This window comes from Mesorhizobium sp. Mes31, from assembly GCF_024519675.1.
In the GTDB taxonomy this organism is placed as follows: Bacteria; Pseudomonadota; Alphaproteobacteria; order Rhizobiales; family Rhizobiaceae; genus Mesorhizobium.
The window spans coordinates 98510-112290 of record NZ_JALJRL010000005.1 but is presented as its reverse complement, the minus strand read 5'-3'; the positions used below and the strand labels follow the sequence as shown (position 1 = coordinate 112290).

At 63.3% G+C, this 13781-nt stretch carries 15 protein-coding genes; 1 reads left to right on the top strand and 14 read right to left on the bottom strand.

Translation table 11 applies throughout. From position 1 onward, the window contains the following. Window positions 1-105: 105 nt before the first annotated feature. From NR193_RS10485 to NR193_RS10420, 14 genes are all read right to left on the bottom strand, one after another. Window positions 106-1323, bottom strand: a complete 1218-nt coding sequence (locus NR193_RS10485; RefSeq protein ID WP_256750782.1) for an MFS transporter — start codon at window positions 1321-1323, stop codon at window positions 106-108. Continuing rightward, window positions 1320-1820: a transcription antitermination factor NusB gene (gene nusB, locus NR193_RS10480; protein ID WP_256750781.1), complete on the bottom strand. Its 501-nt coding sequence runs from the start codon at window positions 1818-1820 to the stop codon at window positions 1320-1322. The genes NR193_RS10485 and nusB overlap by 4 nt, the downstream gene beginning before the upstream one ends. 5 nt (window positions 1821-1825) lie before the next feature. Then, a complete protein-coding gene (locus tag NR193_RS10475) occupies window positions 1826-2281 on the bottom strand; it encodes a 6,7-dimethyl-8-ribityllumazine synthase (RefSeq protein ID WP_256750780.1) in 456 nt (151 codons plus the stop codon). Window positions 2282-2452: 171 nt separating this feature from the next. After that, window positions 2453-2824 (bottom strand): hypothetical protein, encoded by a 372-nt coding sequence (locus NR193_RS10470; protein ID WP_256750779.1) that lies wholly within the window; start codon window positions 2822-2824, stop codon window positions 2453-2455. Window positions 2825-2868: 44 nt separating this feature from the next. Next, complete coding sequence (locus tag NR193_RS10465; protein WP_256750778.1) at window positions 2869-3486, bottom strand: riboflavin synthase; 618 nt, start codon at window positions 3484-3486, stop codon at window positions 2869-2871. A 68-nt stretch (window positions 3487-3554) separates the two neighbouring features. Then, the gene (gene ribD, locus NR193_RS10460) at window positions 3555-4679 is read right to left on the bottom strand and encodes a bifunctional diaminohydroxyphosphoribosylaminopyrimidine deaminase/5-amino-6-(5-phosphoribosylamino)uracil reductase RibD (protein WP_256750777.1); all 1125 of its coding nucleotides are present in this window, start codon (window positions 4677-4679) and stop codon (window positions 3555-3557) included. 2 nt (window positions 4680-4681) lie between these two features. Continuing rightward, entirely contained in the window at window positions 4682-5161 is a 480-nt protein-coding gene (nrdR, locus tag NR193_RS10455) for a transcriptional regulator NrdR (RefSeq protein ID WP_256750776.1), read from the bottom strand. Window positions 5162-5247: 86 nt separating this feature from the next. Further along, window positions 5248-5490 carry a hypothetical protein gene (locus NR193_RS10450; RefSeq protein ID WP_256750775.1) on the bottom strand — a complete coding sequence of 81 codons (243 nt, stop codon included), beginning with the start codon at window positions 5488-5490 and terminating at the stop codon, window positions 5248-5250. Window positions 5491-5568: 78 nt separating this feature from the next. Further along, window positions 5569-6882 carry a serine hydroxymethyltransferase gene (glyA, locus tag NR193_RS10445; protein WP_091578113.1) on the bottom strand — a complete coding sequence of 438 codons (1314 nt, stop codon included), beginning with the start codon at window positions 6880-6882 and terminating at the stop codon, window positions 5569-5571. Window positions 6883-7054: 172 nt separating this feature from the next. Beyond that, on the bottom strand, window positions 7055-8695 hold the full coding sequence (locus NR193_RS10440) for a Na+/H+ antiporter (protein ID WP_256750774.1): 1641 nt from the start codon (window positions 8693-8695) through the stop codon (window positions 7055-7057). A gap of 104 nt (window positions 8696-8799) precedes the next feature. After that, window positions 8800-10053: a murein L,D-transpeptidase gene (locus tag NR193_RS10435; protein ID WP_256750773.1), complete on the bottom strand. Its 1254-nt coding sequence runs from the start codon at window positions 10051-10053 to the stop codon at window positions 8800-8802. Between the two features lie 489 nt (window positions 10054-10542). Beyond that, window positions 10543-11058, bottom strand: coding sequence for a transcriptional regulator LdtR (gene ldtR / locus NR193_RS10430; RefSeq protein ID WP_013896002.1), 516 nt, complete (start codon window positions 11056-11058; stop codon window positions 10543-10545). Window positions 11059-11298: 240 nt separating this feature from the next. Beyond that, the gene (locus NR193_RS10425; protein WP_256750772.1) at window positions 11299-11721 is read right to left on the bottom strand and encodes a DUF6163 family protein; all 423 of its coding nucleotides are present in this window, start codon (window positions 11719-11721) and stop codon (window positions 11299-11301) included. Then, window positions 11718-12761 (bottom strand): enoyl-CoA hydratase/isomerase family protein, encoded by a 1044-nt coding sequence (locus NR193_RS10420; protein ID WP_256750771.1) that lies wholly within the window; start codon window positions 12759-12761, stop codon window positions 11718-11720. Before NR193_RS10420 ends, NR193_RS10425 begins: the two co-directional genes overlap by 4 nt. Window positions 12762-12950: 189 nt before the next feature. On the opposite strand from NR193_RS10420, the gene NR193_RS10415 reads away from it, so the two are divergent. Further along, window positions 12951-13775 (top strand): DUF2066 domain-containing protein, encoded by an 825-nt coding sequence (locus NR193_RS10415; protein ID WP_256750770.1) that lies wholly within the window; start codon window positions 12951-12953, stop codon window positions 13773-13775. Window positions 13776-13781 lie beyond the last annotated feature (6 nt).

Genomic DNA, 13781 nt, shown 5'->3' with positions numbered 1-13781 from the left:
ATACGGTTTCATAAGAACAGGGATCGGCGCAATAATTTTGTTCGCGCGGCGGGGCCTTCGCCGAGTCCATCCTGACAGCATCGTGTCAAGCAAAGCGATCGGGGATCAGGCGTCGGATTTGCGAGTGCCCGTCAGCTTCAGCGCGCCGAGGGCCACGAAGCACAGAACGGTGACCGGAAAGATCATCCAGTTTAGCATCTCCCAGCCCCAGGCGTTGTAGACCATGCCCGACATCAGCGAAGCGCAGGCCACGGAGCCGAACAGGACGAAGTCGTGGAAGCCTTGCACCTTGCCCTTTTCCGACGGCCGGTAGCTGGCCGCCACCATCGCCGTAGCGCCGATGAAGCCAAAATTCCAGCCAAGGCCGAGCAGGATCAGCGCTGTCCAGAATTGCCACAGTGCCAGACCCGACAAGGCGACAATGGCGCAGCCGATCAACAGGATCAGGCCGATGGCCACGATGCGCTCGGCGCCAAAGCGATGGATCAGCGAGCCGGTGAAGAAGCTCGGTGCGAACATGGCCATGACGTGCCAGGAAATGCCCAGCGTCGCATCGTCCTCCGACAGGCCGCAGCCAACCATGGCCAGCGGGGCGCCGGTCATGACGAAGCTCATCAGCGCGTAGCTGCCGACCGCGCAGAACAATGCGGCGACGAAACGCGGCCGCGTGACGATCTCAGCCAACGGTCTGGCGTCGCTGTCGGCGATTTCCGCTTTCCCTGTTGCCTTCGCCGGCAGTCGCAGGAACGACAGGACGATGGCGCCGACCGCGGCCAGCGGCAGGATGGAAGCGAACGAGCCAGCAAACATCACGGGGGCGAACAATTCGCGGGTGAAGATAACGATCTGCGGCCCGAGAATGGCGGTGACAATACCGCCGGCCAGCACGAAAGAGATGGCGCGCGCCTTGAACGCCGGCGGCGCGTTGTCGGCGGCGGCAAAACGGAACTGCTGGACGAAGGCGCCGCCGATCCCGATCAGCAGCAGGCCGAAGGCAAACAGCCAGAAGCTGTCATGGAAAAGCGCCAGGGTGGCGACCAGCCCGCCAAACGCGGTAACGACAGTGCCGGTCATGAAACCGCCGCGCTGGCCCAGCCTGCGGATGATGGCCGCTGCCGGGAGCGCGCCGAGCGCCACGCCGAGGTTGAAACCGGTAATCGGCGCCGTCGCCAGCGACTTGTCGGCGGCAAGCAGATATTGCCCGGCCAGCGCACCCATGGAGATGGCGATGGGCGCAGCCGAGCCAACGATCGCCTGCGAGGCGGCGAGGATCAACGCGGTGCGACGCGCCTCCTTGCCTGCCTCGACGGCGATTGCCGTCATGATGCGTCCTTGCCGCGCCCTTCGCCACGCACCCGGCGTGACACGCGGTCGAGTACGGCATTGACCAGCTTCGGCTCGTCTTCCTCGTAGAAGGCCTTGGCAATGTCGACATACTCGGAAACGATGACGGCCACCGGCACGTCCTCGCGCTTCATCAGCTCGTAGACGCCGGCGCGCAGGATGGCACGCAGTGTCGAGTCGAGCCTCGACAGCGGCCAGTCCTCGGTCAGCGCCTGGCGAATGATCGGATCGACGGTCTTCTGGTTCTCGACGACACCGGCAAGGATGGCGCGAAACCATTGCGCATCGGCCTCGCGGTAGAGCGCCCCGTCAACTTCCTTGCCGAGGCGAAAGGCCTCGTATTCGGCTGTGATCTCGAAGACACCGCTGCCGGCGACATCCATTTGGTAGAGCGCCTGCACGGCAGCCAGACGGGCAGCGCCACGCTTGTTGGCCTGGCGCACCGGTGGTCGGTCCTTGTCTCCGGATTGCGTCACGCCGTTCAGGCTCCGAGCCGTTTCTTCACCGCGATCATGGTCAGTGCGGCGCGGGCCGCAAACCCACCCTTGTTGCCTTCCGTGCGCCGGGCGCGGGTCCAGGCCTGTTCGTCGTTCTCGGTGGTCAGGATGCCGTTGCCGATGCAGATGGCCTCCTGCACGGACAGATCCATCAGGGCGCGCGCTGATTCGTTGGCGACGATGTCGAAATGATGTGTCTCGCCGCGGATCACGGTGCCGAGCGCAACGTACCCATCATACTCTGCACCTTCGCCTTCGGCGGCGTCGAGCGCAAATGAGATCACAGCCGGAATTTCCAGCGCGCCCGGCACGGTGACGACATCGTATTTGGCGCCTGCCTCGTCGAGCGCGGCCTTGGCGCCGTCGAGCAGCGCATCCGCCAGATCGTCATAGAAGCGCGCTTCAATGATCAGCAGTTTGAGTTTCTTGTTCCTGGGCATTTTGGCTCACGTTTCCGGCGGAGCCGGTGACTTAGGCCGAAGCCGACAAGTTCGCAAGCTTTCCGAAGGTGACCCTGGGTCGAAATTCCAGGCAACCGCTCAAAATTCCTCGTCTGCGATCAGCTTCGCTAACAAGCGCAAGTTCAGCGTTCTAAGCAGGTTGCCGTCGACCTACACTGGTCGTCGGCCCTGCCGCGCGATAAAGACCATGATGTCATCAAACATTTCTTCGATGGAGCCGGGATCAAGTCCGGCCCGGCGAAGATCGCCGACAAGCGCCAAAACAGAATCCATATCGATTGCGCCATGGATTCGCGCGACGTGACCCAATCCGATAATGGAAATTTTGCGCACATGAGAATTATGATGGCGTGCATACTTAAAGCAAACATCCTGCGCAAAATGCCAGTCGTCATTCCATGATATGCTTAGAATCGCCCTGATCTGCTCTTCGACATTATCCGAGAGCAGATCTTTATAGGTCTTTGAACTATCGAGGTGTCTGACGCCTTCAAAGACAAGGTTCTCAGGATCGTTGATCAATTTCCTACCTTGGAAAGGCTCTCAGCGCATCCGCCATTTGGTCACTACAAACCTTCCTTCGCGGCCTCCATCAGGCGTGCCGCGTAGCGGGCCATGGTGTCGATCTCGAGATTGACGCGGTCGCCGACCTTGCGCTCGCCCCAGGTCGTCACGGTCAGCGAGTGGTGGATCAAAAGCACGTCGAAGCGCATGCCTTCCACCCTGTTGACGGTGAGCGAGGTGCCATCGAGCGCGACCGAACCCTTGGGCGCAATGAATTTCGCCAGGTCGCGCGGCGCCTCCAGCGTGAAGCGCACGGCATCGCCCTCATCCTTGCGCTCGATGATCTCGGCCATGCCGTCGACATGACCCGAAACGATGTGACCGCCGAGTTCGTCGCCGATCTTCAGCGCCCGCTCCAGGTTGATCCGCGTGCCCGATTTCCAACCTATCGCGGTCGTCAGTCTGAGCGCCTCTTCCCAGGCCTCCACTTCGAACCAGCGCGCGTTCGAGCCGCTGTCGGGCAAGGCCGTAACCGTCAGGCAGACGCCACCGCAGGAGATCGAAGCACCGATGGCGATGGTCTCGGGGTCATAGGCCGTGTCGATGCGCAGCCCCACCCCCTCCCTGAGCGGTTTGACGGCCGCGACAGTGCCGACATCGGTGACAATCCCGGTGAACATCCGATCCTATCTTTCTGTTTGACCATGATCCTATCCGAAAAGCGGTTCCCACTTTTCGGGATCATGATCTAGATATCCCTTACCCACTCTGCATAGCTGTCTTCGCCGAAACGCATGTCGCGAAGCTTGCGAAATCCTGCCGGGATATGGTCAACGTCGATCGGTGATGCAATGCCGTCATCGCCGATCGCTTCGGGCCCCTGGAACAGCACGATGCGGTCGACCAGCTCATCGGCCAGGAAAGCCTTGGCCACCCTGGCGCCACCCTCGACCAGAACACTTGCCATGCCGAGCGCGGCGAGATCCTCGAACAGCTCCGGCAGCGCGACGCCGCCTTCATGTGTTTCGGTGCCGATGAAGCGCACGCCGGCGCGTTCGAGTGCTGCCCGCCGCAGCGAATCGGCTTCCAGGCAAGCGGCGACATAGAGCGGCACACGGTCAACGCCGGAAACCAACTTGGAGGCCTCCGGCAACCTGATCTGCCTGTCGAGCACGATGCGCGCCGGCGAACGGTTCTCCAGTCCGGGCAGCCGCACCGTCAGTGCCGGATCGTCTTCCAGCGCGGTGCCAATACCGACCAGTATGCCATCGGCCTCGGCCCGCATCAGATACACCTCGCGACGGGCGATATCACCAGTGATCGACACCTGCCCCTCGCCTTCCCTGCCGATCTTGCCGTCGCTGGAAAGTGCAAGCTTGAGAATCACTTCGGGCCGTTTTTTCAATGATCGAATCAGATAGCCGGCCATCTGCTCGGCGGCTTCCACCGCCAGGACCTTTTCGACCACCTCGACGCCCGCCGCGCGCAAGATCGCATAGCCCTTGCCGGACACGCGTGGATCGGGATCGCTGGCGGCACCGACGACGCGCGCGACACCGGCATTGACCAGCGCGTTGGCGCAAGGCGGCGTCCGGCCATGGTGGGCGCAAGGTTCCAGCGTGACATAGGCGGTGGCGCCACGCGCCAGTTCGCCCGCCTCGGCGAGGGCCTCGGTCTCGGCGTGCGGACGGCCGCCGACCGCGGTGACGCCGGTGCCGACAATCATCGGCCCGGCGCCGTCATCGCGCACGATCAGCGTGCCGACGGAAGGATTGGTCGAGGTGCGCCCGGCATTCTTCCGCGACAGTCTGAGCGCCGCTGCCATGAAACGGCGATCAAGGGCGGCCTGTCCGGTCTTGTCGCTTGCGGTCATGCTCAGCTGGCGTCCTCTTCGCCCTTCACTTCGTCTCCCTTGAGCTCGCCGAGCAACTCGTGGAAATCCTTGGCCTCGCGAAAATTGCGGTAGACCGAGGCGAAGCGCACATAAGCGACATCGTCGAGCGACTTCAGTGCTTCCATGACCAGCCGGCCGACTTCGCCGGAGGCCACTTCCGTTTCACCGGAGCTTTCGAGCTGGCGCACGATGCCGGTCACCGCGCGGTCGATGCGCTCCGGATCGACATTGCGCTTGCGCACGGCGATCTCCACCGAGCGCAGCAGCTTGTCGCGATCGAACGGCACTTTTCGGCCGGACTTTTTCACCACCACGAGGTCGCGTAGCTGGACGCGCTCGAAGGTGGTGAAGCGGCCGCCGCAATCGGGGCAGACACGCCGCCGGCGGATCGCCGCGCCATCCTCGGCGGGGCGCGAATCCTTCACCTGCGTATCTTCGGACTGGCAATAGGGACAGCGCATGGAGAGCCTTGGGTTCGCGAATCTCGTGGGACGAAAGGCTTAGTGCTTTTTACAACGATGGCAAAGCATGCACAGCCCTCCGCGCCTCAGAGATAGCGAGGCGCAAGGAAAATTGCGAGAGCCGCCATCAGCCGGACGGCGATGCCGCCAGGCACGGCCAGCCGGTAGTCCACCTTGTCGATGAACAGGCAGCAGGCGCCGAGGAAGGCGAGACAGGCGGGGATGGTCTTCACCCCGGCCAGACAGGCCTCGCGAAAGCCGGCGGGATTGCCCTTGGTGCCAGCAGAGCGATGACCGCAAAGGTCGGCGCCAGCGGCATGCGCATCCATCGAGGCCCCTGTCGGTCACGCCCGCCTTGCCGCGACGGCACCTGTCGTCGTGACAAGGCGGCGAGACCGCAAGTCTCGTCAGCCGAGATAGGGATAGAGCGGGAAGCGGTCGGTCAGCGCCATCACCTTGGCCTTGACCGCCGCTTCGACAGCGGCATTGCCCTCGTCGGAGTTGGCGACCTTGAGACCGTCCAGCACTTCGGCGATCAGCTTGCCGATCTCGCGGAACTCGGCCTGGCCGAAGCCTCGCGTGGTACCGGCCGGCGTGCCGAGACGCACGCCCGAGGTGACGAAAGGCTTTTCCGGGTCGAACGGAATGCCGTTCTTGTTGCAGGTGATGTTGGCGCGGCCGAGCGCTGCCTCGGCGCGCTTGCCGGTGGCGTTCTTGGGGCGCAGGTCGACCAGCATCAGATGGTTGTCGGTGCCGCCGGAGACGATGTCGAGCCCGGTTTCCTTCAGGCTTGCGGCCAGCGCCTTGGCATTGGCGGCGACGCTTTCGGCGTAGACCTTGAAGCTCGGCTTCAGCGCTTCACCGAAGGCAACCGCCTTGGCGGCGATGACATGCATCAGCGGGCCACCCTGCAGGCCGGGGAACACCGCCGAGTTCATCTTCTTGGCGATCTCCTCGTCGTTGCACAGGATCATGCCGCCACGCGGACCGCGCAGCGATTTGTGCGTGGTGGTCGTGACCACATGCGCGTGCGGCAGCGGCGACGGATGCACGCCGCCGGCGACGAGACCGGCGATGTGAGCCATGTCGACCATCAGGTAGGCGCCGACCGCATCGGCGATCTCGCGAAAGCGCTTCCAGTCCCAGACGCGCGAATAGGCGGTGCCGCCGGCCAGGATCAGCTTCGGCTTGGTCTCGTGGGCGGTCTTCTCGATGGCGTCCATATCGAGCAGATGGTCATCCTTGCGCACGCCGTAGGAGACGACCTTGAACCATTTGCCGCTCATGTTGACCGGCGAACCGTGGGTCAGATGGCCGCCGGAATTGAGGTCGAGGCCCATGAAAGTGTCGCCGGGCTGCAGCAGCGCCAGGAACACCGCCTGGTTCATCTGGCTACCGGAGTTTGGCTGGACGTTGGCGAAGTTGCAGCCGAAGAGCTTTTTCGCCCGCTCAATGGCCAGTTCCTCGGCCACATCGACGAACTGGCAGCCGCCATAGTAGCGCTTGCCCGGATAGCCCTCGGCATATTTGTTGGTCATGATCGACCCCTGCGCTTCGAGCACGGCGCGCGAGACGATATTTTCAGAGGCAATCAGCTCGATCTCGTGGCGCTGGCGACCGAGCTCGTTGCGGATGGCGCCAAAAATCTCCGGATCGGCATCGGCAAGCGTGGTTTCGAAGAAGGATTCGAATTTGTTCGACACTGCCGCTGCTGTTGCCATGGCTTGAAATCCTCGGGGTTCGGGGGTCGATCTTTGTTGAGCCCAAAACCGCTGCACACTTTTGGGCGACATGCTTTGGGTTCGCCGCGCCATTAACACAGTTGCTTTCGCCTCGCCACGTTTGCAGCGCGAAATTTGCTGGCCGGTTTGCGGCAGAAGGGCCGCCAGACCGCTATTTCCTTTTTTCCCGGCCCTTCAGCAAAGCTTCGGTAAGGGTGATCTCGGAAAACAGGGCCCGCATCGTATGATCGTTGATCTCGCGGCTGCGAAACATTGCCCGGACCGCGGTGCGTTCCGCCTCGATGCCGGCGATCCTGAGTTCGAGCTCCAGCTTGCCGGCTTCGCGGGCCTCGGCGCGCGCTTCGTCGGCCTCGTCGGAGGCGGCGATGCGTCGCCGGTAGCCGGCAACGATGCTGTCGGCGACGGCCAGCCTGGCCTCCGCCACCTCGCCCTCGCCTGCGTCGTTGGCGATGCTCTCGATCCTGGCGATGGCCGCATTGGCCGCGCCGACACGCGCCCGGCGCTCTTCGGCCGCAGCCGGGTCCGCGCCCGGTTCCACCAGCCCGCGCGCGATCTTCGGCAAGGCAAGGCTGGCGATGGTGAGCGAGCAGATGATGACGCCGGCTGCGAGGAAGATGACGACATCGCGCGCCGGAAACGGCGAACCGTCCGGCATGGCGAGCGGCAACGACAGGATGCCGGCCAGTGTGACGGCGCCGCGCACGCCTGCCACCGAACCGGCGAGCCGGACGCGCAGGCCGAACGCCTTGGCCTTGCGCTTGCCCAGCCGCGCGGCAATTGCCTGCGCGATATCGCCAATCCAGATCCACAGCAAGCGCAGGCCGATCAGGCATAGCGTCAGAGCCAGGACCGTGGCGACCGGCTCCAGCAGCCAATGCCGACTGGTGAGTTCGGGCGGAACGTTGCGGATGATATCGGGCAGTTGCAGGCCGAGCAGGATGAAGAGCGCGCCGTTGAAGACGAAGGACAGCGTCGTCCACAGCGACATCGTCTGCATGCGCGCCGAGACGCCAAGATAGCGGAAAATGCCGGAGCCGCCAGTGAGCAAGCCGGCGGTAACCGCCGCCAGGATGCCGGAGGCGCCGGCATGTTCGGCGCCGAGATAGGCGATGAAGGGTATCAGGATCATGACAAGCACCTGCGCCTCGGCCGGCACACCGCCGATCCGGCTCAAGAGCTGAAGCGTCTTGGCGGCGACGATCAACGCCACCACGCCGGCCAGGATGCCGGCCGCCACGGCATAGAGAAAGCTCAGCGAGGCCGCCGCGAAAGAGAAGCTTCCGGTCAATGCCGCCGCTACGGCGAAGCGGAACATGACGAGGCCCGATGCGTCGTTGAGCAGCGACTCGCCTTCGAGGATGTGCATCAGCCGCGCCGGCACGACGTTCCTGTCGACGATCGAGGACACCGCGACCGCGTCGGTCGGCGACAGTACGGCGGCCAGCGCGAAAGCGACGACCAGAGGGATGCTCGGCACCAGCCAGTGCAAGGCATAGCCGAAACCGACGATGGTGAAGAAGACGAGCCCGATGGCAAGGTCCAGGATCGGCCCGCGCAGCGCCATCAATTCGCGCTTCGGCGCGGCAACGGCGTCCGCGAACAGCAGCGGTGGAATGAACACCAGCAGGAACAGATCCGGATCGATATCGACATGGATGCCGCGCACCGGCCAGGCGAGTGCGGCGCCTATGGCAATCTGCAGCACCGGCAACGGCACCCGCACCAGGCGCACCAGCGCGCCGGAAACCGCGACGAAGACGAGCACGACCAGGATGAAGACGGCGACCTGCATGGCGCGCTTCCGTGTGTTTTCCGGACCATGCGCAAACAGCTCCGGTCCGTCCGGAAAAAGAAAAGGCCGCCCGAAGGCGGCCCTTTGCGATACCGAGAAGCCTGCTAGAGCGACGACGTGATCTGTAGCTCGTTGGCGCCGTCGAGCGCGTAGACGTCGTCGCGGAACTGCACAACGCCCGGGCCTGTCGACCAGGCCGAGAGATAGAGGAAATGCACCGGCACCGGGTTGGTAATCTGGATCGGCGTGTTTTCGCCAGTCTTGATCGCCGCCTCGAAATGCTGGCGATCCCAGCCGGGCGTGTCGCGCAGAATCCAGGTGACGAGGTCGCGCACATTTTGCACGCGCACGCAGCCCGAGGAATCGAAACGCATCATCTTGCCGAACAGGCTCTGCTGCGGGGTGTCGTGCATGTAGACGCCGTCGGGGCTTGGGAAATTGATCTTCACCGAGGCCATCGCGTTGCCCGCGCCCGGATCCTGGCGGAAGCGGTACTTCGCCGCGTCGTCGGTCGACCAGTCGACATTGAGCGGATCGACCTCGCTGCCGTCCGGAGCGAACAGGCGGATATGGCTGTCCTTCAGATAGTTTGGATCCTTCCGCATCAGCGGAATGATGTCCTTGCGCACGATCGAAACCGGCGCGTTCCAGTAAGGATTGACGATGATTTCGTTGATCTTGGAATTGACGATCGGCGTCTGGCGATCGATCTTGCCGACGATCGCGGTGTGGCGAAGCACGACGCGGTCGTTCTCGACCGCTTCGACCTGCGCGGCCGGAATGTCGACCAGCACATAGCGGCTACCCAGCGTGCCGGCCTTCTCCTTCAGCCGCTGCAGATTGGTCTGCAACTGGCCAAGCCGGATCTGCGCCGAGACATTCATCGCGGCATAGGTGTACTTGCCCATTGAGCCGTCAGCCGGCAGGCCATGGCGCAACTGGAAGCGCTTGACCGCCGAGTCGACATAGGAATCGAAGGCCGTTGACACTCCGGCGCTCTGCGCCAGGTCGCCGGAAACCATCAGACGCTTGCGCAACGGCACGACATCCGGATCATCGACGCCGAGTTCCAGTTTCTTGGTCGCGGGGACCTCTACCCAGCCGCCCTGCGCGACGATATTCTGATACTGCGCGACCGCCTGCTCCGTGAAGGCGACGGTCTGCAGGCTGAAAATCGGCAGTGTCGAGGCCACCTTGCCGCCCTCGCTGGCGCGGGCGTCGAACTGATCGTCCCAATTGCCGCGAGCCGACGATTTCAGGATATCCCCGATCACATCCTGCGCATTGGCGCCGCCGGCGACCATCGCTGCTGCGAGCGCGGAGGCTCCGGAGAGGAAAAAACGGCGGCTGGTTCTCATGGACGTTCCAGACATTCTTGTAGCGTTCGATCTACTGCATTCGGTTATCGGGCAATCTTGCCCGCACTCTAGAGTTGGCAACCTTAACAATTGACCAACCATGTCCGCATCAGTTCGGCCACAAACGCGCGAGGCACGATACGGGTTCCGGGTGAAGGCACGGCTTTCACCACAGCATCACCGGCATCCTCGGTTCCATTGGAATATGGCGGCAACGTGGCTTCCGACCGAATTTGGCCCGGCTGTCGCGGCGAAATGAAAGACCCGTGCTCTTTCGGTACCGATCGGCTGCATGACATCACCAGTGAACTACCAGCCATTGATGGGACAACGGCAAGCACGCAAAGTTCTGTCCGCTGACAGCCGTACCCCGACAATCGGCAAACCCAAAAAGAAAAGGCCGGTGCTTTCGGCCCCGGCCCTGACTGAAGGTCGCTGTTTCGGCCGCGCTTCTTTGGCGCGGGCCAGATCCGATGCGCCGGATGCGCCTTACATCCGGTAGGCGATGGTGTCGTTCCAGAAGCGGTCGAGCCGCTGCAGGGCGCGGTTCATCTGCTTGAATTCGTCGGTGTTGATGCCGCCGACCTGCTCGATGGAGCCGACATGGCGCTCATAAAGGCCGGCGACGACGTCAGCCACCTCGTTGCCCTTCGGCGTCAGCGAGACACGAACCGAACGGCGGTCGATGCGCGAGCGCTGGTGGTTGATGAAGCCGAGATCGACCAGCTTCTTCAGATTGTAGGAGACGTTGGAGCCGAGATAATAGCCACGCGAGCGCAGTTCGCCGGCGGTCAGCTCGGAGTTGCCGATGTTGAACAGCAGCAGCGCCTGGATGGCATTGATGTCGGAACGGCCGTTGCGGTCGAACTCGTCCTTGATCACGTCAAGCAGGCGGCGGTGCAGCCGCTCAACAAGCTGCAGCGATTCCATGTACAGCGAACGGATAGCCTCGCGGCGATCGTCGGATACGTTGGCGGTCTTCGCCGCCGGACGCGAATTGATCATTGTCTTTGCCTCTCGTTTGTCGCCCTGGTGATTTTTTGTTTTTCACCTTGATCGCGACACTATCGAATACTCATAAAATTCGACTTAAACGCTAGGGCTAACAAGAGCTTACCGGTAAGAGGTTTCGAAAGAGGCTTAACGAACGGTCACCCGAGCAAGGATAATTAACCTAAAGATTTAGCCAAGGATCTCGGGGGCCGAATTCACGGCCTGTCAGACCGCGCGGGCGTCTACCGGGCCTTACCCTCGCACCGGCCGCTTCTGCATATGGATGACGACGCGGAAGACGATATAGAGCACCGCCACCGCCGTGTGCGAGACGACGATCAACGGGCGGGAGCCGAAAAGCTCGGGAAAGCCGGCATACATGACGATCTCGGTCACCGCGCAGATGAACCAGATCACCGGTCCCCAGGAGGCCAGCATCCACAGGCCGGCAGCGGCGAAGGGGAAGAACACGGCCAGCACCACCGCCGCCACCTGCCAGTGCACCGGCATCAGGTCGAAACGCCATAGCGAGCCCGGATAGAAACCGATCAGCTTGATCCAGTACAAGATGCCGAACAGCAGGCAGTAGCCTGATATGACGCGCTGGAACCAGGCGAATATCACCTCGACCGTCGAGGGCTGGAGCACGACGCGTCTGGAGGTCACCTCGCTCACAGTTCGAGCTCCCGTTCGCCGAGCGAAGCAAAATAGGCGTCGACATCCGCCTCGCTCACCGCACCGAGGCTGGCGGGCCGCCATTGCGGCTTCGAACCCTTGTCGATGATGGCGGCGCGGATGCCCTCGTAGAAATCATGGCCGGCCAGCATCCGGTTGAGGATGCGGAACTCCATCTTCATGCAATCGTCCATCGACAGTGTCAGCCCGGCGCTGATCTGGCGCCAGGCGACGCGAAGACTGGTCGGCGAGCGCGTGCGGATCGTCGCCAGCGTCCTTGCCGCGAAATCATCGGTGCCTGCCGCCCGCTCCAGGCTATCGATGACGGCCTTGAGCGATGGTTGCGCAAAATGGCTGGATATCGCCTGTAGCGTCGGGCTGTCGGTCTCGCGCTGCGCCTGAGCGAAGAAACCGCGCAGCACCGTTTCGGGATCGCCGGTCAGCGTCAGCCGGTCGAGGAAGCCGGCCTGGTCCTCGGCCTTGATGGTATGGGTGGCCAGCCCCGACCACAGCGCGTCACCATAGCGGATGCGATTGCCGGTCAACGCCAGATACATGCCGAACGAGCCGCCGAGATCAGGCAGCAGATGGCTGGCGCCGACATCCGGGAAAAAGCCGATGCCGACCTCCGGCATGGCGAACTGGGCATTCTCGGTCATCACCCGGTGCGAGCCGTGGAAGGAGATACCAACGCCACCGCCCATGACGATGCCGTCGATGAGCGCCACATAGGGTTTCTTGAAGCGCGCGATCTGGGCGTTGAGCCGATACTCGTCGGCGAAGAACTCGACCGGCGGCTTTCCAGCCCGGCCGGCTTCATAGATATGCAGGATATCGCCACCGGCCGAGAACGCCCTGCCCTCGGCCTTGACGATCACGACATCCACACCGTCGTCGCGCTCCCAGCGATGCAGTGCTTCGCCCAGCGCCTTGACCATGCGGTGCGTCACGGCATTGAGCGCCTGCGGCCGCGTCAGCGTGACGACGCCAGCCCTGCCCAACCGTTCGAAGCGAATTTCGTCGCCTCCACCAAAATCCATCGCCAGAGAATCCCTCCCCCGCGCCTGCGGGACTGAAGTGCTAAAGGCGGCGCATGGGTGCGTCAATGGCAGCAGTCCGTCGGCCGCTGTCTTGGCGACCGGCGGCAGCCGGTGCTACGAAGATGACCGCCGTTACCAGCCACACGCCGATACCGTGCGCTGCCGACGGGTTCGGGGGGACGGTTGGCCATGTCCGGATTTTTTCGTCTCATGCTGTTGACTGTCGCGCTAATGGTCGCCGGCCTTGCACCGCGCACGGCTTTCGCCGCCACGTCCGACGAGCTCTATCAGTCGCAGACCATCGTCACCGGCCAGGGCGAAGTGAACAGGCAGATCGGCTTCAAAGACTGCCTGGACCGGGTGCTGGTCAGGGTTTCCGGCGACCAGCGGCTGCCGAAGAAACCCGAAATGGCTGGCCTGCGCGACAAGGCCGGCAGCTTTGTCGATTCCTTCCGCTATCATGACAGGCTGGAAGGCATCCCGGTGCATGACGAGCAAGGCACGCACGACCGGCCGCATGATCTCACCTGCCTGTACAAGCCGGCGGTCATCGACAAAGTGCTTGGCGAGCTCGGCAGCAAGCCGTGGCTTGGCGAGCGGCCACGGCTCGCGCTGTTCCTCACGGCCGAGCAAGGTACAAGGCATTTCGCGCTGACGGCTGATGACCCGCCAGGGCAGGCGATGCGCGAATCCTTCGTCAACGCGACCGGCCCGCTCATGATGCACATCGCATTTCCACCGGCCTCGCTCCTTTCCGGCATGGACGAGAAAGCCGAGCGCGCCGCCGACATGGCAGGTCTGGACCGGCTCGCCCGAAAGGCAGGCGCCGACCAGGCGCTTGCCGGCAGCATCGTCTGGAGCGACAAGGAGCTAGGGTGGATCGCCGATTGGCGGGTTGCCGTGGCCGGCAAGACCTATCGCTGGCAGGTGCGTGGGGTGAGCTTCGACGAGGCGTTCCGCGTCGCCATAAGGGGCGCGGCGCAGATCCTGTCGGGCAATGGACAACCGAAATAGGACGCG

What these genes read in the sequence shown, in the direction of transcription:
- nrdR (WP_256750776.1), bottom strand. Translation starts at nt 5,161, where the DNA reads ATGCGCTGTCCCTATTGCCAGTCCGAAGATACGCAGGTGAAGGATTCG.
- NR193_RS10465 (WP_256750778.1), bottom strand. Translation starts at nt 3,486, where the DNA reads ATGTTCACCGGGATTGTCACCGATGTCGGCACTGTCGCGGCCGTCAAA.
- NR193_RS10485 (WP_256750782.1), bottom strand. Translation starts at nt 1,323, where the DNA reads ATGACGGCAATCGCCGTCGAGGCAGGCAAGGAGGCGCGTCGCACCGCG.
- NR193_RS10435 (WP_256750773.1), bottom strand. Translation starts at nt 10,053, where the DNA reads ATGAGAACCAGCCGCCGTTTTTTCCTCTCCGGAGCCTCCGCGCTCGCA.
- NR193_RS10420 (WP_256750771.1), bottom strand. Translation starts at nt 12,761, where the DNA reads ATGGATTTTGGTGGAGGCGACGAAATTCGCTTCGAACGGTTGGGCAGG.
- NR193_RS10415 (WP_256750770.1), top strand. Translation starts at nt 12,951, where the DNA reads ATGTCCGGATTTTTTCGTCTCATGCTGTTGACTGTCGCGCTAATGGTC.
- NR193_RS10450 (WP_256750775.1), bottom strand. Translation starts at nt 5,490, where the DNA reads ATGGATGCGCATGCCGCTGGCGCCGACCTTTGCGGTCATCGCTCTGCT.
- NR193_RS10440 (WP_256750774.1), bottom strand. Translation starts at nt 8,695, where the DNA reads ATGCAGGTCGCCGTCTTCATCCTGGTCGTGCTCGTCTTCGTCGCGGTT.
- ldtR (WP_013896002.1), bottom strand. Translation starts at nt 11,058, where the DNA reads ATGATCAATTCGCGTCCGGCGGCGAAGACCGCCAACGTATCCGACGAT.
- NR193_RS10475 (WP_256750780.1), bottom strand. Translation starts at nt 2,281, where the DNA reads ATGCCCAGGAACAAGAAACTCAAACTGCTGATCATTGAAGCGCGCTTC.
- ribD (WP_256750777.1), bottom strand. Translation starts at nt 4,679, where the DNA reads ATGACCGCAAGCGACAAGACCGGACAGGCCGCCCTTGATCGCCGTTTC.
- glyA (WP_091578113.1), bottom strand. Translation starts at nt 6,882, where the DNA reads ATGGCAACAGCAGCGGCAGTGTCGAACAAATTCGAATCCTTCTTCGAA.